Below are 18,570 nucleotides of genomic sequence, written 5' to 3'. Positions count from 1 at the left end.
GATGCTGCTGATTTCGCCATCGTCGCAACAGGCCAGGCGCCGGGAGGGGCCGCGCGGCCGCTATGACCCGGTGCTGCTGCTGGCCATCGTGGCGTTGGCGAGCATCGGCATCGTCATGGTGGCCTCGGCGTCCATCGCGGTGGCCGACGGCAAGCATATCGGTGCGTTCTACTACCTCAAGCGGCATCTGTTGTTCCTGTCGCTGGGCACGGTGCTGGCAGTGATCGCCATGCGCGTGGAGCTGAAGTTCGTCGAGAAGTTCAGCATGCCGCTGATGCTGCTGGGCATGGCGACGATGCTGGCGGTGTTCCTGCCGGGTATCGGCATGCGCATCAACGGTGCGCGGCGCTGGCTGAATCTGGGCGTGACCAGCTTCCAGCCGGTCGAGGCGATCAAGCTGCTGCTGATCGTGTATCTGGCCAGCTATCTGGTGCGCCACAAGCAGGCGGTCGAGCGCAAGCTGTTCGGTACCGTCAATCCGCTGGTGGTGGCGGGGCTGATCGTCATCAGCCTGCTGCTGCAGCCGGACTTCGGTTCCTCCGCGCTGATCATCGCCGTGACCGTGGGCATGATCTGGCTGGGCGGCGCGCGCATGCGCTATCTGTTCGGCATGGCCGCGGTGGCCGCGCCGCTGCTGGCGGCGGCCGCGCTGAGCGAGAACTATCGCGTGCGTCGTCTGATGACGTTCCTGGACCCGTGGAAGGACCCGTTCAACGACGGTTTCCAGCTGACCCAGGCGCTGATCGCGATCGGGCGCGGCGAATGGACCGGTGTGGGACTGGGCGAGAGCGTACAGAAACTGTTCTACCTACCCGAGGCGCACACCGATTTCATCCTCGCCGTGATCGGCGAGGAGCTGGGTCTGGTCGGCATCGTAGTGGTGCTGGCGCTGTTCGCATTGCTGGTCGGCCGCGGATTGATGCTGGGGCTGCGTGGCGTCGAACTGGGCCAGCATTTCGCCGGCTATGTGGCCTTTGGCATCTCGCTGATGATCGGCCTGCAGGCGATGGTCTCGGCGGGCGTGAATCTCGGCGTGCTGCCGACCAAGGGCCTGACGCTGCCGTTGATCAGTTCCGGCGGCTCCAGCGTGATGATGACCTGCGCCATGCTCGGCGTGCTGCTGCGCGCCGGCTACGAGATCCATCGTGCGGGCGACGCCCGGCGCATGGCCGTGCGCAACGAGAGTGCGCGCGTCGCCGATGCGAACGTGGCCGATGCGAGCGCGACCGAGGAGGCGCCGGCATGACCGCGCAGCGTCCCGTTCTGATCATGGCCGGCGGCACCGGCGGCCACATCTTCCCCGGGCTGGCCGTGGCCGCCGAGCTGCGCGCGCGCGGCATCCCGGTGATCTGGCTGGGTGCGCAGGGCGGTCTGGAGACCACGCTGGTGCCAGCGCATCGGATCGAGATGGATACGGTGCGCATCGGCGGTCTGCGCGGCAAGGGCTGGCGTACGCGCCTGACCGCGCCGTTCGTGCTGCTGCGCGCAGTGCTGTCGGCATGGCGACTGCTGCGGCGGCATCGGCCGCGCAGTGTGCTGTCGATGGGTGGCTACGTGGCCGGGCCGGGCGGTCTCGCCGCATGGTTGCTGCGTATTCCACTGCTGGTGCACGAACAGAATCGAGTGCCGGGCGTGACCAACCGCGTACTGGCCAAATTGGCGCGAAAAGTGCTCGTGGGATTCGCCGACGCGTTCCCGATCGAGGTCGGGGCGGAGTGGGTCGGCAACCCGGTGCGTGAGGACATCGCTGCGGTACCGCCGCCCGCCGAGCGTTTCGCCAATCGCAGCGGCGCGGCGCGCCTGCTGGTGCTGGGCGGCAGCCAGGGCGCGCGCACCCTGAATCGTCTTGTGCCGGCCGCGTTGGGGCGCATGCCGCCGGCTTCGCGGCCGGAAGTGCTGCATCAATGCGGCATGCGCGACCTGGATGCCGCGTGCAAGGCCTACCGCGACGCCGGCGTCGAAGCCCGGGTCGAGGCGTTTATCGAGAACATGAGCGCCAGCTACGCCTGGGCCGACCTGGCCGTGTGCCGCGCTGGTGCGCTGACGCTGGCCGAGCTGGCCGCTGCCGGGCTGGGCGCGATCCTGGTGCCGTTCCCGTACGCGGTTGACGACCACCAGACCAAGAATGCCGAGGCGCTGTGCGAAGCCGGCGCCGCCGAACTGATACAGGAGCGCGACTTGCGCGAGGACGATCTGGAAACACGTTTGCAGGCGCTGCTGAGTGACCGCGCGCAACTGCTGAAGATGGCCGAGGCCGCACGCGGATTGGCACAGGCCGACACCGCGGCGCGCATCGCCGACCGTTGCCTGGAGGTGGCTGCATGAGCGTGCGTCGACTGCGACCCCACGACGACATCATGACCGTGTTCCGTCGCGTGCACTTCATCGGCATCGGTGGCGTCGGCATGAGCGGTATCGCCGAAGTGCTGCAGAACCTCGGCTACACCGTGTCCGGTTCCGACCGCGCACGCACGCCGGTCACCGAGCGTCTGCAGAAACTGGGCGTGACCGTACGCGAGGGGCATGCCGCCGAGCATGTCACCGACGTCGACGTTGTGGTCACCTCAAGCGCGATCAAGGAAGACAACGTCGAGCTGATGGCCGCGCGCGAGCGTCGCATTCCAGTGGTGCCGCGCGCCGAGATGCTGGGTGAGCTGATGCGCTTCCGCCGCGGCATCGCCATCGCCGGTACACACGGCAAGACCACCACCACCAGCCTCACCGCCAGTGTGCTGGCCGAGGCCGGGTACGATCCGACCTTCGTGATCGGCGGCCAGCTCAATTCGGCCGGCGCCAACGCACGACTGGGCACGGGCGAGTATCTGGTGGCCGAGGCCGACGAATCGGACGGTTCGTTCCTGATGCTGTCGCCGATTCTGGCCGTCATCACCAACATCGACGCCGACCATCTGGAGAACTACGGCGGCGACTTCGCCAACGTGCGTCAGGCCTTCGCCGACTTCCTGCACCGGTTGCCGTTCTACGGTCTGGCCGTGCTGTGCGTCGATGATCCGGAAGTCGAGAAGCTGTCGCACGAGATCGCGCGCGGCGTGGTCACCTACGGCATCGACAACGCCGACGCCGACGTGCGTGCGTTGAACCTGCGCCAGCGCGGCTTCGAGATGCATTTCGATCTGCAGTTGCCGGGACGCAAGACGCCGCTGCCGGTGGCGCTCAATCTGCCGGGCCGGCACAACGTGCTGAATGCGCTGGCCGCGGTTGCGGTCGGCTGGCAGCTGGGCGTGGACGAAACCGCTCTGGTCGGTGCGCTGGCCAGCTTCCAGGGCGTGGGCCGGCGCTTCCATCGCCGCGGCGAACTGGCGCTCGATCAGGGCAGCGTGATGCTGATCGACGATTACGGCCATCACCCCAGCGAGATCGCGGCGGTGTTCGACGCCGTGCGTAGCGGCTGGCCGGACAAGCGTCTGGTGGTTGCGTTCCAGCCGCATCGTTACAGTCGTACGCGCGATCATATGGACGACTTCGCGCGCGTGTTGTGCGAAGCCGACGTGCTGGTGCTGACCGAGGTCTATCCGGCCGGCGAGAAGCCGATTCCGGGCGCCGACGGTCGTGCCCTGGCGCGGGCCGTGCGTGCGCGCGGGAAGGTCGCGCCGGTGCTGGTCGAGCATCCGCGCGAATTCGCCGAAGCGCTGCCGGCGTTGCTGCGCGATGGCGATCTGCTGTTGCTGCTGGGCGCGGGCGACATCGGCAGCACGGCCGCGGCGCTGGCCGCGGCCGGTCACTTGAAACAGGAAGGTGAGGCATGAACCGGCCGGTCGACGACACGACGCTGCGTTCCCCGGGCGAATTCGGTCGCGTGGCCGTGGTCATGGGTGGCAATTCGGCCGAGCGCGAGGTTTCGCTGGATTCCGGTCGCAATGTGCTGGACGCGCTGAAGGCGCGCGGCATCGACGCGCACGCCATCGACGGCATCCCTGCGCTGCTGGACGCGCTGCGCGCGGGCCACTTCGCGCGCGTGTTCAACATTCTGCATGGCGGCGGCGGCGAGAACGGTCAGTTGCAGGGCGCGCTGGACGCGCTGGGCGTGCCGTACACCGGATCGGGCATCCTCGGTTCGGCGCTGTCGCTGGACAAGATTCGCGCCAAGCAGGTGTGGCTGACCCGCGGGTTGCCGACGCCGCGCTTCGAGCCGCTGCCGCGTGGCGGCGACGTGCATGCCGTGGTCAAGCGCCTCGGTCTGCCGGTGATCGTCAAGCCGGCGTGGGAGGGCTCCAGCGTCGGCATCACGCGCGTGTTCGAGGAAGCCGATCTCGACGCCGCCGTCGAGCTGGCGGCGCGCTATCCGGGCGACCTCATGGTCGAGCAGCTGATCGAGGGCGACGAACTGACCGTCTCCATCCTCGGCGACCGTGTGCTGCCCTCGATCCGCATCGTGCCCAAGGGCGCGTACTACGACTACCACGCCAAGTACGTGGCCGAAGACACGCAGTACATCTGCCCGGGCCTGGACGATGCCGACGCCGAGGCCGAACTGCGCGCCCTGGCGCGGGCGGCGTTCGATGCGCTGGCCTGCGGCGGGTGGGGCCGCGTTGACGTGATGCGCGACCGGCAGGGCCGCAACTGGCTGCTGGAGGTGAACACCGCGCCGGGCATGACCGCACATTCGCTGGTGCCCAAAGCGGCGGCCACCGTCGGTATTCCGTTCGACGAGCTGTGTCAGCGCATTCTGGAGACCAGTTTCGACAGCACGCCGGCGCGTGCGGGAGGCGGCGCATGAAGGCACCGATTTCCCTGCGCGGAGCGGCATGGCTGATCGCGGTGGCGCTGGTGATCCTGCCGGTGGTCGGTCTCGTGCGTGGCTGGTTCGCCTCCGATCGCTGGCCGATCCGCACGCTGCAGGTGCAGGCGTCCTACCAGCATGTCAGCGCCGACAAGATCCGCGCGACGGTCGAGCCGTATCTGGGCAAGGGTTTCTTCGCGACGCGGCTGGATCATGTGCAGAAGGCCGTGCAGGCGCTGCCGTGGGTGGCTTCGGCCGAGGCGCGCAAGGTCTGGCCCGACACGCTGGAACTGCGCGTGCATGAACGGCAGCCCGTCGCGCATTGGAACGGTGACCGTCTGATTGGCCGCGATGGCGGGATCTTCACCGCGCCCGGCGCCGCGAGCATCAGCGGTTTGCCGCAGCTCAGCGGCCCGGATGCGCGTGAGCCGGAGGTGGTCGCGTTCTATCAGAAGGTCCGCGACGAGTTCTCGCCGGTCGGCCTGCGCGTCGATGGCGTGACCCTGAGCGGCCGAGCCAGCTGGCGCCTGCAGCTGGGCAATGGCGCCGAACTGGTCATCGGCAGCGATGACGTGGAGCAGCGTCTGAAGCGTTTTCTCGACGTGTATCCGCGTCTGGCCCAGGACGGCGATGGCAAACCCTTTACCCGAGTGGATCTGCGCTATGCCAACGGTTTCGCCGTGCGCTGGCCGCAACCCGAGGCGAATGCGCAGCCCGCGGCAGGCGGGGGAGTTCCGCAGTCATGAACCGCAAGAACGAAAAACAGCTGGTCGTGGGCCTGGATATCGGCACCTCCAAGGTGGTGGCGATCGTCGGCGAGTACGAGCCGGGCGAACCGGTCGAGGTGATCGGCGTCGGCTCCCACGTCTCGCGTGGGCTCAAGCGCGGTTCGGTAGTCGACATCGAGTCCACCGTGCATTCGATCCAGCGCGCGGTCGAGGAAGCGGAGCTGATGGCCGGGTGCGACATCCGTTCGGTCTACGCCTCGATCTCGGGTAGCCACCTGGAGACCAAGAACTCGCACGGCACCGCGGCGATCCGCGATCGCGAAGTCACGTCCGGTGACCTCGAGCAGGTGCTGGAGGCGGCGCGCGCGGTGGCGATCCCGGCCGACCGCAAGGTGCTCTACAAGGAACCGCAGGAATACCGCATCGACGGCCAGGACGGCATCCGCCATCCGGTCGGCATGAGCGGCGTGCGCCTGGAGGCCAGCGTGCATCTGGTCACCGGTGCGGCGCCGGCGGTGCACAACATCACCAAGTGCATCAGTCGTTGCGGCCTGTCGGTCGACGAGCTGGTGCCCTCGGCCGTGGCCAGCGCCAAGGCGGTGCTGACCGACGACGAGCGCGAGTTGGGCGTGTGCCTGGTCGACATCGGCGCCGGCACCACGGACATCGCCATCTACACCCAGGGCGCGATCCGCTACACCAAGGCGCTGCCGGTGGGTGGTGATCAGGTGACCAACGACATCGCCTACGGCGTGCACACGCCGACCGCACATGCCGAGGAGATCAAGATCAAGTACGCCTGCGCGCTGGCGCAGCTGGCGCGGGCCGAGGAGACCATCCAGGTGCCCAGCGTCGGCGATCGCCCGCCACGGCGGCTGGCGCGGCAGGCGCTGGCGCAGTCGGTGCAGGCCCGCTACGAGGAGATCTTCGAGATGGTGCAGGACGAACTGCGCCGCTCGGGCTTCGAGAGCATGGTCGCGGCCGGCGTGGTACTGACCGGCGGCGCCTCGCGCATGGAAGGTGCGCTGGAGCTGGCCGAAGAGGTCTTCCACAAGATGGTGCGTCTGGGGCACCCGACGCAGGTCGCCGGGTTCGGCGACGTGGTCGGCAATCCGATCAACGCCAGTGGCGTCGGTCTGCTGCTGCACGGTGCGCGCAGCGGCGGTTCGCGGCTGGCCAGCGGGCCAATCGGCCCCGGCATGGGCGGCATGGTCGACAAGGTACGTGACTGGCTGACACGGAATTTCTGACCGCGTTCCGGCGCGGCAGCAAGGAACAGGACGCGCACGGAGGCGCGACCCGGCAGGAGAACGTCCTGCCAAACCCGGACCGCGACCGGTGTCGCGGCCGGGCAACAACGACAAAAGTGAAACACTGACGGAGGACGGGAAATGTTTGAACTGGTCGAAAAACTGGCACCGAATGCGGTGATCAAGGTGATCGGCGTGGGCGGAGGCGGCGGCAACGCCGTGGCTCACATGGTCAATGCCAACATCGAGGGCGTGGAATTCATCTGCGCCAATACCGACGCCCAGGCGATGAAGAACTGTGGCGCCAAGGTCGCGCTGCAGCTGGGCGCGAACGTGACGAAGGGTCTGGGCGCGGGCGCCAATCCGGAAGTCGGCCGTCAGGCCGCGCTGGAGGATCGCGAGCGTCTGGAGGAAATGCTGGAAGGCACCGACATGGTGTTCATCACCGCCGGCATGGGCGGCGGCACCGGTACCGGCGCGGCGCCGGTGGTGGCACAGCTGGCCAAGGAGAAGGGCATCCTGACGGTGGCCGTGGTCACCAAGCCGTTCCCCTTCGAGGGCAGCCGCCGCATGCAGGTGGCGATGAAGGGCATCGAGGATCTCTCGCAGCACGTCGATTCGCTCATCACCGTGCCCAACGAGAAGCTGCTGACCGTGCTCGGCCGCGAGGTCACCCTGCTCAGCGCCTTCAAGGCTGCCAACGAGGTGCTGCAGGGCGCAGTGCAGGGCATTGCCGATCTGATCACGGCTCCGGGCCTGATCAACGTCGACTTCGCCGACGTGCGCACCGTGATGTCCGAGATGGGCATGGCGATGATGGGGTCGGGCAGCGCCACCGGCGACGACCGCGCCCAGGCCGCGGCCGAGGCGGCGATCAACAATCCGCTGTTGGAGGACGTGAACCTGTCCGGCGCCTGCGGCATCCTGGTCAACGTCACCGCCGGTCCGAACCTGACCATGCGCGAGTTCGACGAGATCGGTCGCGTGGTGCACGACTTCGCCAGCGAAGACGCCACGGTGGTACTGGGCACCTCGCTGGACACCGAGCTGAAGGACGAGGTCCGCGTGACCGTGGTCGCGACCGGCCTGAACCGCGCGGCCGCGGTGCGGCAGCCGCTGCGCCAGGGCGTGCGCGACGACGCCCGAGCAGCGGGCAGCAAGCCGAAGCCGGCCGCCACGCGTCAGCCGCCGCGCCCGGTGGTGCTGCGCACGGGTACCGGCAACGAGGTTGTGGATTACGCGGAACCGCAGCCGAAGGCGCAGGCCAAGGTCGAGCCGGCCCCCGCGGCCGACAGCGACCCGGGTATGAACTACCTGGATATCCCGGCCTTCCTGCGTCGTCAGGCCGACTGATCGCGTCGGTTCGGGCGGATCCGCGGCCCGAACCTGCGTGATCGAGGAATGCCTGCGTCGGAACTCCCGTCCTCCGACGCAGGTCCTATCTTTCCGTGCGGGGCCGTTCGGCGTGGTATGCGCTGACGGAACCGCACGGCATTTTTACCGCTGTCGCCGACGGAAGAAGTCCGTACAGGAGGGTCGATCCGGCGAGTGCACCATCCATGACAAGACGGTCCATGCCCCGAGTCCGGCATACGCAGACGTACTGACCTGAACGAAAGTGATACCTTGCTCACATTTGAACGCACCGGTACACTATCTCGGTAGTTAAAACTGTGTTAGCCTTTCACCCACTTTGGGCTGCTGTCCCAATAAAAGGTTGCAGGCATGATCAAGCAGCGCACTCTTAAAAACATCATTCGTGCCACTGGCGTCGGCCTGCATACGGGCGATAAGGTCTACATGACCCTGCGTCCGGCCCCCGTCAACACCGGCATCATTTTCCGCCGCACCGATCTGGCCGAACCGGTCGAGATCCCGTCGCGCTGCGAGAATGTCGGCGACACGCGCTTGTCCAGCACTCTGGTCAAGGACGGCGTGCGCGTGGGCACCGTCGAGCATCTGATGTCGGCCATGGCCGGCCTCGGCATCGACAACGCCTACGTCGACCTGTCTGCACCGGAAGTGCCGATCATGGACGGCAGCGCGGGTCCCTTCGTGTTCCTGCTGCAGTCGGCCGGCATCGAGGAGCAGCAGGCGCCCAAGCGCTTCATCCGCATCAAGAAGCCGATCAAGGTCGAGGACGGCGAAAAGTGGGCCCGTTTCGAGCCGTTCGACGGCTTCAAGGTGGGTTTCTCGATCGACTTCAATCACCCGATCTTCACGCAGCGCACCTCCAGTGCCGAGATCGACTTCTCCACGACCTCGTTCGTGAAGGAAGTCTCGCGTGCGCGCACCTTCGGTTTCATGCGCGACATCGAGATGCTGCGCGAGCGCAACCTGGGCCTCGGCGGTTCGATGGACAACGCCGTGGTGCTGGACGACTACCGTGTTCTGAACGAGGACGGTCTGCGCTACGAAGACGAATTCGTGAAGCACAAGATTCTCGACGCCATCGGTGACCTGTACATGCTGGGTCACAGCCTGATCGGCGCCTTCTACGGCCACAAGTCGGGCCATGAACTCAATAACAAGCTGCTGCGTGCACTGGAAGCGAATGCCGACGCCTGGGAAGAGGTGATCTTCGACGATCCCGCCAATGCGCCGATTTCCTATGTGCATCCGGCGCAGGCCGTGTAACACCGATACGCTCATCCATTTCGGGGTGAATCCAACGCCTCCGGCCCAGTCGGGGGCGTTTTTATGCTCGGATATCGTAAGAACTTGCGTAAAATCTCGCAAAGTTCTGAGACCTATGACTTTGCAAATAAGCTGAACGTGCTATAAACCCTGAGACGCCGGTCGCAGTCGCGAGCGACGGAATCGAAAACAATGTGAAACGTAGCGGGCAGGGGGTATTCAGCCGCTGCGGGGGAGTCATTGCGACTCTGGAGGGGAAGAAGAATCTTCGGCGACGGACGCCAGACTCAGGAACAGGGCCTTCAATTCATGGTCCGAAAGGGACTGCGCCGCTTTGCGGAGGTGGTCCGCGGCAGCGCGGGGAAGGGGTTTCGCAGCGACCGGTTCTTCCGGTTCGGGTAGCAGCGGAGCCACTTTCACGACGACGGAACTGGCCTTGGCGCCCAGATTGTGGGCAGCGGCGAGCAGATCGCCCTGACTCATCCGCAATCGAGACGCCCAGGCCGGAGTCGGTGCCAGAAACACGATGCGGTCATCGCGCAGGTCGGCCAGGCGGACCTGCTCCCTCAGGGGGGATGGCAACGTCTGGCGCAACCGTTCGTCCAGTGCGGTCAATGCTCGGGCACGCTCACGCAGCGCGGCCACGGGCTTGCAGTCACCCACGACCTTGGCGGTCTTGGTGTGTATGCGAAAAGCCGAACGCTGGCGTGGTGGTTGCACGGAGTCGAACCTAACAAGTTGTTGAAGTAATGCAGATCATACTCGTTCCTCGAAACAAGCAGGCCCCGAAGACCTACGACACCGCCAACGTCGCATTGCGTGCACGTGTGCTGGCGATCGCCGCCGGCGCGTTGCTCGTGGTGGCGAGCCTGGGGGCGGCAGCGGCGCTGGCGGTGGTCCGACCTCGCGACAGCGCGGTTCGCGAGATTCAGGCCATGCGGCAGACCATTCAGCAGCAGCAGCAAAGGCTGACACAGGTGCATGCCGATGCGCAGCGCGATGTCAATGCGCTGGCGGTCAAACTCGGCGAGCTCCAGGCCCAGTCGGTGCGACTGGATGCGCTGGGCGAGCGCCTGGCGAAGGCCGGCAAGCTGAAGGACGGCGAGTTCGACTTCGACCAGCCGCCCGCCATCGGTGGCGCCGAGGACGGCGGCGAGGCGACGTTCTCGCTGCCGCAGACCCTCAATACGAGCATCAGCAGCCTGTCGAACCGCTTCGACCGCCAGCAGGTACAGCTTAAGGCGCTGGAAGATCTGCTTCTCGATCGCAAGGTGGCCTCGAGCCTGCGTCCGACAGGCATGCCCATCTCGGGCGGCTACATCTCCTCGTATTTCGGCTACCGGACCGATCCGTTCAACGGCCATCGCGAGTTCCATTCCGGACTGGACATGGCCACGCCGATCGGAACGCCGGTGCATGCGGTGGCCGAGGGCATCGTCACCTACGCCGGCAAGCGCAGCGGCTATGGCAACGTGGTGGAAGTCGACCACGGCAATGGCTACATGACGCGCTATGCACATAACAGCAAGCTGCTGGTGCATGTCGGTGAACGCGTGCGGGTAGGCCAGAAGCTCTCGTTGACCGGCTCGACGGGCCGTTCCACGGGTCCGCATCTGCATTTCGAGGTCTGGTTCAAGGGCCGCGCGATCAACCCGCTGGCCTTCGTTCGCAGCCACCGCTAGGGTTCTTGCGACCCGTGCGTCGCGCTTCCGGCGCGATGAAACGGGTCGGCCCGACGTCGGGTGCTTGAAACTGGCGGGGTATGCCACCATTGGCAGGGCAGGGAGCCGGCGTGCGTAGTATGATTGCGGATTCGACCGCGCGCGCTGCGGCCATTCGTTAATCAAATCGGATCTTCGATGTTCAATCGCCTACTGACGAGCGTTTTCGGCAGCCGCAACGAGCGCGTGCTGCGCCAGCTTTCCAAGACCGTGGCGCGCATCAATGCGCTCGAGCCCGAATTCGAGCAGCTCTCTGACGATGCGCTGCGCGCCAAGACCGACGAATTTCGCAAGCGCCTCGATGGTGGCGAGTCGCTCGACAAGTTGCTGCCGGAGGCCTTCGCCACCGTGCGCGAAGCGTCCAAGCGCGTGCTGGGCATGCGCCACTATGACGTGCAGCTGATCGGCGGCATGGTGTTGCATCAGGGCAAGATCGCCGAGATGCGTACCGGCGAGGGCAAGACCCTGGTGGCGACGCTGCCGGTCTACCTCAACGCCCTGGAAGGCAAGGGCGTGCACGTGGTCACCGTCAACGACTACCTGGCGCGCCGCGATGCCGCGCAGATGGGCAAGGTCTACGGGTTCCTCGGTCTGACCACCGGCGTGGTCTGGCCGGACATGAACCACGAGGACAAGCATGCCGCCTACGCCGCCGACATTACCTACGGCACCAACAACGAATTCGGTTTCGACTACCTGCGCGACAACATGGCGCTGTCCAGCGAGCAGCGCTATCAGCGCGGGCTGCACTACGCCATCGTCGACGAAGTCGACTCGATCCTGATCGACGAGGCCCGCACGCCGCTCATCATCTCCGGTCCGGCCGAGGATTCTCCGCAGCTGTACGTGGCGGTGAACAAGATCGTGCCGCACATGAGCCGGCAGGAAAGCGAGGAAGCCGAGGGCGATTACTGGGCCGACGAGAAGCAGAAGCAGGTGCACCTGTCCGAAGCGGGTATGGAGCACGCCGAAGAACTGCTGCGTCAGGCTGGCGTGATCGAGCCGGACAGCACGCTGTACGATTCGGCCAATCTGGCCGTGGTGCATCATCTGAACGCCGCTCTGCGTGCGCACGCGCTGTATCAGCGCGATACCGACTACATCGTGCGCGACGGCGAAGTCATTATCGTCGACGAGTTCACCGGTCGCACTCTGGCCGGTCGCCGCTGGTCCGAGGGCCTGCATCAGGCGGTCGAGGCCAAGGAGGGTGTGCCCATCCAGCGCGAGAACCAGACGCTGGCCACGGTCACCTTCCAGAACCTGTTCCGCATGTACAACAAGCTGTCGGGCATGACCGGTACCGCGGACACCGAAGCCTACGAATTCCAGTCGATCTACGGTCTCGAAGTGGTGGTGATCCCCACCAACGAGCCAATGATCCGCAAGGACAATCCGGACATCGTCTTCCTCAGTCAGGAATACAAGTTCAAGGCCATCGTCGAGGACATCCGCGATTGCCAGCAGCGTCAGCAGCCCGTGCTGGTCGGCACCACCTCGATCGAAGTGTCCGAGTTGCTGGCCAACGAGCTGCACAAGCAGAACATTCGCCACGAAGTGCTCAATGCCAAGCAGCACGAACGCGAAGCGCACATCGTGGCGCAGGCCGGTGCGCCGGGTTCGGTGACGATTGCCACCAACATGGCCGGTCGCGGTACCGATATCGTGCTCGGAGGCAGTCTGGAAGTCGACCTGGCGGCATTGCCGGAAGACGCCACGGACGCCGACCGCGAGCGAGTCAAGGCCGAATGGCAGAAGCGCCATAATGCGGTGCTGGAGGCTGGTGGCCTGCACATCATCGGCACTGAACGTCATGAGTCGCGCCGTATCGATAATCAGCTGCGCGGCCGTTCCGGTCGTCAGGGCGATCCGGGTTCGTCGCGCTTCTATCTGTCGCTGCAGGACAATCTGGTCCGTATCTTCGCCGGCGAGCGCGTGGGACGCTGGATGCGCGCCTTCGGCATGAAGGAAGAGGACGCGCTGGAAGATCGCATGATCAGCCGTCAGATCGAAAAGGCGCAGCGCAAGGTCGAGCAGCACAACTTCGACATCCGCAAGCACCTGCTCGAATTCGATGACACCGCCAACGATCAGCGCAAGGTGATCTACAACCAGCGTCGCGAGTTGCTGGAGTCGGAGGACGTTTCCGAGACCGTGCGCGACATTCGCGACGACGTGTTCACTGCATTGGTGAATGCCTTCGTGCCGCCGGACAGCATCGACGATCAGTGGGACATCGCCGGTCTGGATCGCACTCTGCAGAGCGAATACGACCTGCATCTCGAGCTGCAGCGCTGGGTCGAGAGCCAGGAAGAGATCGACGCCGAGATGATCCTCGAGCACGTGCGCGAGGCGGCCGAGAAGATGTTCGCGGACAAGGAAGCAGAGCTTGGCGCGGAAACCATGCGTCAGCTCGAGAAGCACATCATGCTGTCGGTGCTCGACAACGCCTGGAAGGAGCATCTGGCGAGCATGGACTACCTGCGTCAGAGCATCCATCTGCGCAGCTATGCGCAGCAGCAGCCGAAGCAGGAGTTCAAGCGCGAGTCGTTCCTGCTGTTCTCGAAGATGCTCGACCGCATCAAGAGTGAAGTGACGCAGATGCTCGCTCGCGTGCGCATCCGCAGCGAGGAAGAGGTGGCCGCGCTGGAAGCCGAGCAGCGTCGTCAGGCACAGGCCAAGCAGCTGCAGTTCCAGCATGCCGATGCACGCGCCATGGGCGATGAGGAAGACGGCGGCGAAGGCGCCCCGCATCCCGAGTCCCCGGTGGTGCGCGACGGGCCCAAGGTCGGCCGCAACGATCCGTGCCCGTGCGGCTCCGGTCGCAAGTACAAGCACTGCCACGGTCGTCTGGACTGACCGCTGCAGCGTTTCGGACATGAAAAAACCCCGCCAAGGCGGGGTTTTTTCATGGAGCAGGTCCGACCTCCGTCAGTGCTGGTCGCGTTTTTCGGGCTTCTCGGCTTTATCGGGTTTCTTGCCCTTTTCGCGTTTGGGGTCCTTGTTCTTGCCGTTTCGCTCATCGCGGACAACGGGGCGGGATCGGCTCGCCTCAGCCGGCACGCTGATGATCTGAGGCTCCTCGCAGTCGAGACGAAGGGCCGTCAGCTTGCCGCCCCACACGCATCCGGTGTCGATGGCGTACACACCGAGTCCGGCGAAGAGGCCAAGTGCCGACCAGTGTCCGCAGACGATGCGCGTATCGCGCCGGCGCATGCCGGGGACTTCGAACCAGGGATACAGTCCGGGTTTCTGTGTGCCGGGAATGTCCTTGGCGTTGAAGTCGATGCGGCCGCGCACATCGCAGTAGCGCATGCGCGTGAACACGTTGATGGCGGCGCGCATGCGTTCCTCGCTGCGCAGCTTGGGGGACCATGATGCCGGCGTGTTGCCGAACATCTTCGCCAGCAGTCGCGGGTGCTTGTCGCCGCGCAGCTCGCGTTCGACCTCGTGGGCGGCGCGCTTGGCCTGGCGCAGGCTCCAGCGGGGCGCCAGGCCGGCATGCACCATGGTCCAGCCCAGGTCCTTGTCGCTGTGCAGCAGCGGTTGCTGGCGCAGCCATTCAAGCAGCACGGGAGCGTCGTCGGCGAACAGGATCTCGCGCAGTTCGGGATTCACGCGGCGTTGTGCGTCGCGTTTGCGCTGGGCGATGGCGAGCAGGCTGAGGTCGTGATTGCCGAGCGTGATCACGATGTGGTCACGCAGATCATGCAGAAATCGCAGCACGTCCAGCGATTGGCCGCCGCGGTTGATCAGATCGCCGCAGAACCAGAGGCGGTCGGCGGCCGGGTCGAAAGACAGTTTGTCCAGAAGGCGTTGCAGTTCCGGGTAGCATCCCTGCACATCGCCGATTGCATAGACGGCCATCAGGCGTCTCGCTCCATGTCGGGATTGTCAGTGCAGTGTGCGCGGAATCGAGAGCGTGAACTGCGGAATATCGGCCTCGAAATGCGTTCCATCGTCCGCGACCAGCTGATAGCTGCCGCGCATCGTGCCGACGTCGGTCTTCAGCACCGCTCCCGAGGTGTACTCGAAATCGTCGCCGGGGCGCATCCACGGCTGTTCGCCGACCACGCCTTCGCCGCGCACTTCCTCGGTGCCGCCGTTGGCGTCGGTGATCAACCAGTGCCTTTTCAGTAGTTGTACGGGGATTTCGCCGGCATTATGCAGCGTGACGGTGTAGACGAAAACGTAGTGGTCATCCTCGGGACGCGATTTATCGGCATCGAATCGGGTCTGAATCTGGACGGCGAGGGCGTACGGGCTGGTTGAATTCATGAGACGATTGTCCGGCACTGGCTGTGCGCGGGGCAAGCCCGCGAGTGTGATCAAGCGGTCAATGCGCGGGTCAGCAGAACAAAATCGGCGGGCGCGAGGGTTTCGGCACGCGCCTTCGGATCGATGCCGCAGGCAGCGATGCTCGGCGCGTCGAGCAGCCCCTTGAGCGCGTTGCCGAGGGTCTTGCGGCGCTGCGCGAAGGCTGCCCGGACCACGGCGTAGAGCCGATTCGCGTCGACATCGGGACGCTGTGCGAGTGGACGCGGGCGCAGCCGCACTACCGCGGAATCGACCTTCGGAGGCGGCCGGAACGCTCCGGGTGGAACTGTGAACAGCGCGGTGACCTCGCAGACCAGCTGAAGCATGACGCTGAGGCGTCCGTAGATCTTGCTTCCCGGTGCGGCGGCCATGCGGTCCACGACTTCCTTCTGCAGCATGAAGTGCATGTCGGTGATGGCATCGACGTGCTTCAGGCAGTGGAATAGGATCGGGCTGGAAATGTAGTAGGGCAGGTTGCCCACGATGCGCAGCGGATGCCCTTCGGCCAAGGCGGTGAAATCCACGCTGAGTACATCGGCCTGGATGATCTCCAGTTCACCGATGTCCGCTGCGCGTTCGCGCAGGCGCGGGATCAGGTCGGTGTCGAGCTCGATCGCGGTCATGCGGCCCGCCCGTTTCAGAAGCGGGAACGTCATTGCGCCCTCGCCGGGGCCGATTTCGACCAGACGATCCCCGGGTTGCGGTGCGATGGCAGCGACGATGCGGTCCAGATAGCCGTGTTCGTGCAGAAAGTGCTGACCGAAGTGCTTCTTGGCGCGGCTCATGTCTGCGGTGACCGTGCATGCGGAATCAGTCGCAACGCCAGTCGGGCCGCTGCGATCAGGCTGGAGGGATCGGCTTGTCCGCTTCCGGCGAGCTCCAGCGCGGTGCCGTGATCGACCGAGGTGCGCACGAAGGGCAGACCCAGTGTCAGGTTGACGGTGCTGTCGAACGCCTCGCTCTTGAGCACCGGCAGGGCCTGATCGTGATACATGGCCAGTACGGCGTCCATGCGCGGTCGCATGGCGGGCACGAAGGCCGTATCGGCTGGCAAGGGGCCGAGCAGGTGCAGGCCCTGTTCGCGCAGGATCTGCATCGCGGGTTCGATGATGTCGATTTCCTCGCGCCCCATGTGGCCGCCTTCTCCGGCGTGCGGGTTCAGGCCGAGCACGCCGATGCGTGGCTCGGCGATACCGAATTGCCGTTGCAGCGCGTCATGGACGATGCGCAGCTTGGCGCAGAGCATGTCGACGTCGAGCGCGTCCGGCACGGCGCGTAGCGGCAGGTGCGTCGTGGCCAGCGCCACGCGCAGAGGGGGGCGTTCTGCGCCCCCTTCGCTGGCCAGCATCATGACCACGGAGGCATTGGCGCGGCGGGCGAAGAATTCGGTGTGCCCGCTGAATGGTTCGCCGGCGTCGTTGATGATCGATTTCTGCACCGGCGCCGTGACCACGGCATCGAATTCGCCGCTCATGCAGCCGTCGGCGGCATGGCTGAGCGTGTTCAGCACCTGGAAGGCGTTGCGAGGATCCGGCTGGCCGGGTTGCTCGGGCGTGCGCAGCGGATGATGCGCGACGCGGATCTGTCCGGGCTGCCGTTCGGCGATGCGCTGTCCGTCGTCGTCCGTGATCTGCAGGGTCAGGCCGCAATGCGCCGCGGCGCGACGCAGCTGATCGGCGTCACCGATGGCGATCAGGTCGGCGGGCAGGGGCTGCATGGCCAGTCGCGCGACCAGCTCGGGTCCGATGCCGGCCGGCTCGCCGGCGGTGACGGCGAGCCGCGGCAGAAAGGCCGCGGCGGCGTGCATCAGGTGCTGCTACCGGTGCCGTTGTCTTTCGGTTCCCGTAGCGACGGCACGCGGATGTTCACGTAGCCGGTCGAACGCAGTTGCCGGAGGAAATTCTCATAGGCTTCCTGCGCCTTGCGGTTGCCGATGGCCTGGCGGGCCTGGTTGCGGCGCTCCTCGTCGGTGCGGTCCTTCTCGCGCACGCCGAGGCGCTGCACAATGTCCCAGACGCCCTTCTGCACTTCGAAGGGCTTGGACACCTGGCCGTCCTGCAGCGAATCCAGCTTCTGCTGAATCGAGGCGCCCCACGCATTGGCGGGGAACCAGTCCATGTCGCCGCCGGCGTTGGCGGTGGTGTCATCGTCCGAGTTTTCCTTGGCCAGCTTGGCGAAGTCCTCGTGCTTGTCGACAATGCGGCGATAGAGGTCGTTGATCTTCTTCTTGACCTGCGCCTCGGTCACCAGCTCGGTCGGCTTGATGAGGATCTGGCGCGCGTGATACTCGGTCACGACCTTGGCCTGCGGTGCACGGCGTCCGATCAGCTTGAGAATCTGGAAGCCGTTCGGGCCGCGCAGCGGCGGGGTGACCTGGCCGGGCTTCATCTTCGTCACGATGTCGACGAAGGCCGGCGGGATTTCGTCGAGGCTGCGCCAGCCGAGGTCGCCGCCCTTGAGGGCATCGTCGGCATCGGAATAGCGGATCGCGGCGGAATTGAAGTCCATGCCGCCGTGGATCGCGTTGACGGCCGCCTCGGCCTTGTTCTGCGCGGCCTGCAGATCGCTGGCTGAGCCGCCGGACGGCATGCTGACGCGGATGTGCGCCAGGTGCACCTCACCGCCCGAATAGGCGGGGTTCTTCAGCATGTTGTCGATCTCGGCATCCGTGATCGACACGTTGTTGCGGATGACCGAGTCGCGCAGATGCTGGACCATGACCTGCTCGGCCAGTTGCTGCTGGAACTGGGCGAAGCTGCCGCCCTGCTGCGTGATGGCGCTGCGCAGCTGGTCGACGGTCATGTTGTTCTGCTTGGCGACATTCTCGGTAGCCTGGTTGATGTCCTGGTTGGACACACGCACGCCCTGTTCGGCGGCTTTCTGCACCTGCAGCTTCATGAGGATGAGGCGCTGCAGGACCTGACGCTCGAGGATCTGGTGCGGCGGGAGCTGCTCGGAATGACCGGCATACTGCTGCATCACCGTCTGCATGGCCTGGTCCAGATCGCTCTGCAGAATGACGCCGTCGTTCACGACGGCGACGATGCGGTCGATCATCTGCGGCTGCTTGCTCTGCGCCTGAGGCAGCAGTTGCGCATGCAGCGGCGCGGCAGCCAGTGCCAGAAGAATCAGGAGGGACGTGACAATCTGCTTCATCGGAATCGTGCCCTGATGGGTCC

At 65.6% G+C, this 18,570-nt stretch carries 16 protein-coding genes; 10 read left to right on the top strand and 6 right to left on the bottom strand.

Going from position 1 to position 18,570, the window contains the following annotated elements; genetic code table 11:
- The first annotated feature begins 1 nt into the window (after position 1).
- The 8 genes from ftsW (at position 2) to lpxC (ending at position 9,356) form a co-directional block, all read left to right on the top strand.
- Complete coding sequence (gene ftsW, locus BTJ49_RS02380) at positions 2–1,246, top strand: putative lipid II flippase FtsW (protein ID WP_193568470.1); 1,245 nt, start codon at positions 2–4, stop codon at positions 1,244–1,246.
- The gene (murG, locus tag BTJ49_RS02375; RefSeq protein ID WP_113063739.1) at positions 1,243–2,325 is read left to right on the top strand and encodes an undecaprenyldiphospho-muramoylpentapeptide beta-N-acetylglucosaminyltransferase; all 1,083 of its coding nucleotides are present in this window, start codon (positions 1,243–1,245) and stop codon (positions 2,323–2,325) included. The genes ftsW and murG overlap by 4 nt, the downstream gene beginning before the upstream one ends.
- Entirely contained in the window at positions 2,322–3,767 is a 1,446-nt protein-coding gene (murC, locus tag BTJ49_RS02370) for a UDP-N-acetylmuramate--L-alanine ligase (protein ID WP_113063738.1), read from the top strand. Before murG ends, murC begins: the two co-directional genes overlap by 4 nt.
- Positions 3,764–4,738 (top strand): D-alanine--D-alanine ligase, encoded by a 975-nt coding sequence (locus BTJ49_RS02365; RefSeq protein ID WP_113063737.1) that lies wholly within the window; start codon positions 3,764–3,766, stop codon positions 4,736–4,738. Before murC ends, BTJ49_RS02365 begins: the two co-directional genes overlap by 4 nt.
- Positions 4,735–5,487, top strand: coding sequence for a cell division protein FtsQ/DivIB (locus tag BTJ49_RS02360; RefSeq protein WP_113063736.1), 753 nt, complete (start codon positions 4,735–4,737; stop codon positions 5,485–5,487). The genes BTJ49_RS02365 and BTJ49_RS02360 overlap by 4 nt, the downstream gene beginning before the upstream one ends.
- Positions 5,484–6,719 (top strand): cell division protein FtsA, encoded by a 1,236-nt coding sequence (gene ftsA / locus BTJ49_RS02355; RefSeq protein WP_113063735.1) that lies wholly within the window; start codon positions 5,484–5,486, stop codon positions 6,717–6,719. Before BTJ49_RS02360 ends, ftsA begins: the two co-directional genes overlap by 4 nt.
- Positions 6,720–6,860: 141 nt before the next feature.
- Positions 6,861–8,072 (top strand): cell division protein FtsZ, encoded by a 1,212-nt coding sequence (gene ftsZ / locus BTJ49_RS02350; protein ID WP_113063734.1) that lies wholly within the window; start codon positions 6,861–6,863, stop codon positions 8,070–8,072.
- Positions 8,073–8,444: 372 nt separating this feature from the next.
- Entirely contained in the window at positions 8,445–9,356 is a 912-nt protein-coding gene (gene lpxC, locus BTJ49_RS02345) for a UDP-3-O-acyl-N-acetylglucosamine deacetylase (protein WP_113063733.1), read from the top strand.
- A gap of 237 nt (positions 9,357–9,593) precedes the next feature.
- Here lpxC and BTJ49_RS02340 read toward each other — a convergent pair whose 3' ends face one another.
- Entirely contained in the window at positions 9,594–10,076 is a 483-nt protein-coding gene (locus BTJ49_RS02340) for a DciA family protein (protein ID WP_240601693.1), read from the bottom strand.
- Positions 10,077–10,105: 29 nt separating this feature from the next.
- Between BTJ49_RS02340 and BTJ49_RS02335 the strand changes: the two genes are divergently transcribed.
- Positions 10,106–11,038, top strand: a complete 933-nt coding sequence (locus tag BTJ49_RS02335) for a M23 family metallopeptidase (RefSeq protein ID WP_113063732.1) — start codon at positions 10,106–10,108, stop codon at positions 11,036–11,038.
- A gap of 177 nt (positions 11,039–11,215) precedes the next feature.
- A complete protein-coding gene (gene secA / locus BTJ49_RS02330) occupies positions 11,216–13,933 on the top strand; it encodes a preprotein translocase subunit SecA (RefSeq protein ID WP_113063731.1) in 2,718 nt (905 codons plus the stop codon).
- A gap of 72 nt (positions 13,934–14,005) precedes the next feature.
- Here the strand turns inward: secA and BTJ49_RS02325 are convergent, their stop codons facing one another.
- From BTJ49_RS02325 to BTJ49_RS02305, 5 genes are read right to left on the bottom strand one after another with little or no spacing between them, the layout of a single operon-like run.
- Positions 14,006–14,941: a symmetrical bis(5'-nucleosyl)-tetraphosphatase gene (locus BTJ49_RS02325; RefSeq protein ID WP_113063730.1), complete on the bottom strand. Its 936-nt coding sequence runs from the start codon at positions 14,939–14,941 to the stop codon at positions 14,006–14,008.
- A gap of 27 nt (positions 14,942–14,968) precedes the next feature.
- A complete protein-coding gene (gene apaG / locus BTJ49_RS02320) occupies positions 14,969–15,352 on the bottom strand; it encodes a Co2+/Mg2+ efflux protein ApaG (protein ID WP_113063729.1) in 384 nt (127 codons plus the stop codon).
- A 50-nt stretch (positions 15,353–15,402) separates the two neighbouring features.
- Positions 15,403–16,176 carry a 16S rRNA (adenine(1518)-N(6)/adenine(1519)-N(6))-dimethyltransferase RsmA gene (gene rsmA, locus BTJ49_RS02315; protein WP_113063728.1) on the bottom strand — a complete coding sequence of 258 codons (774 nt, stop codon included), beginning with the start codon at positions 16,174–16,176 and terminating at the stop codon, positions 15,403–15,405.
- The gene (gene pdxA / locus BTJ49_RS02310; RefSeq protein WP_113063727.1) at positions 16,173–17,198 is read right to left on the bottom strand and encodes a 4-hydroxythreonine-4-phosphate dehydrogenase PdxA; all 1,026 of its coding nucleotides are present in this window, start codon (positions 17,196–17,198) and stop codon (positions 16,173–16,175) included. The genes rsmA and pdxA overlap by 4 nt, the downstream gene beginning before the upstream one ends.
- Entirely contained in the window at positions 17,198–18,547 is a 1,350-nt protein-coding gene (locus BTJ49_RS02305) for a peptidylprolyl isomerase (protein WP_113063726.1), read from the bottom strand. Before BTJ49_RS02305 ends, pdxA begins: the two co-directional genes overlap by 1 nt.
- Positions 18,548–18,570 lie beyond the last annotated feature (23 nt).

Origin of the sequence: Oleiagrimonas sp. MCCC 1A03011 (genome assembly GCF_003267965.1) — a bacterium.
Classification (GTDB): Bacteria; Pseudomonadota; Gammaproteobacteria; order Xanthomonadales; family Rhodanobacteraceae; genus Oleiagrimonas; species Oleiagrimonas citrea.
Note: the sequence above shows the minus strand (reverse complement) of the source record. Positions and strands in the feature narration are given on the sequence as shown.

Excerpts from the sequence above, each read along its gene's own strand:
- ftsW (WP_193568470.1), top strand. The coding sequence starts at position 2 with ATGCTGCTGATTTCGCCATCGTCGCAACAGGCCAGGCGCCGGGAGGGG.
- murG (WP_113063739.1), top strand. The coding sequence starts at position 1,243 with ATGACCGCGCAGCGTCCCGTTCTGATCATGGCCGGCGGCACCGGCGGC.
- murC (WP_113063738.1), top strand. The coding sequence starts at position 2,322 with ATGAGCGTGCGTCGACTGCGACCCCACGACGACATCATGACCGTGTTC.
- BTJ49_RS02365 (WP_113063737.1), top strand. The coding sequence starts at position 3,764 with ATGAACCGGCCGGTCGACGACACGACGCTGCGTTCCCCGGGCGAATTC.
- BTJ49_RS02360 (WP_113063736.1), top strand. The coding sequence starts at position 4,735 with ATGAAGGCACCGATTTCCCTGCGCGGAGCGGCATGGCTGATCGCGGTG.
- ftsA (WP_113063735.1), top strand. The coding sequence starts at position 5,484 with ATGAACCGCAAGAACGAAAAACAGCTGGTCGTGGGCCTGGATATCGGC.
- ftsZ (WP_113063734.1), top strand. The coding sequence starts at position 6,861 with ATGTTTGAACTGGTCGAAAAACTGGCACCGAATGCGGTGATCAAGGTG.
- lpxC (WP_113063733.1), top strand. The coding sequence starts at position 8,445 with ATGATCAAGCAGCGCACTCTTAAAAACATCATTCGTGCCACTGGCGTC.
- BTJ49_RS02335 (WP_113063732.1), top strand. The coding sequence starts at position 10,106 with ATGCAGATCATACTCGTTCCTCGAAACAAGCAGGCCCCGAAGACCTAC.
- secA (WP_113063731.1), top strand. The coding sequence starts at position 11,216 with ATGTTCAATCGCCTACTGACGAGCGTTTTCGGCAGCCGCAACGAGCGC.
- BTJ49_RS02325 (WP_113063730.1), bottom strand. The coding sequence starts at position 14,941 with ATGGCCGTCTATGCAATCGGCGATGTGCAGGGATGCTACCCGGAACTG.
- apaG (WP_113063729.1), bottom strand. The coding sequence starts at position 15,352 with ATGAATTCAACCAGCCCGTACGCCCTCGCCGTCCAGATTCAGACCCGA.
- rsmA (WP_113063728.1), bottom strand. The coding sequence starts at position 16,176 with ATGAGCCGCGCCAAGAAGCACTTCGGTCAGCACTTTCTGCACGAACAC.
- pdxA (WP_113063727.1), bottom strand. The coding sequence starts at position 17,198 with ATGCACGCCGCCGCGGCCTTTCTGCCGCGGCTCGCCGTCACCGCCGGC.
- BTJ49_RS02305 (WP_113063726.1), bottom strand. The coding sequence starts at position 18,547 with ATGAAGCAGATTGTCACGTCCCTCCTGATTCTTCTGGCACTGGCTGCC.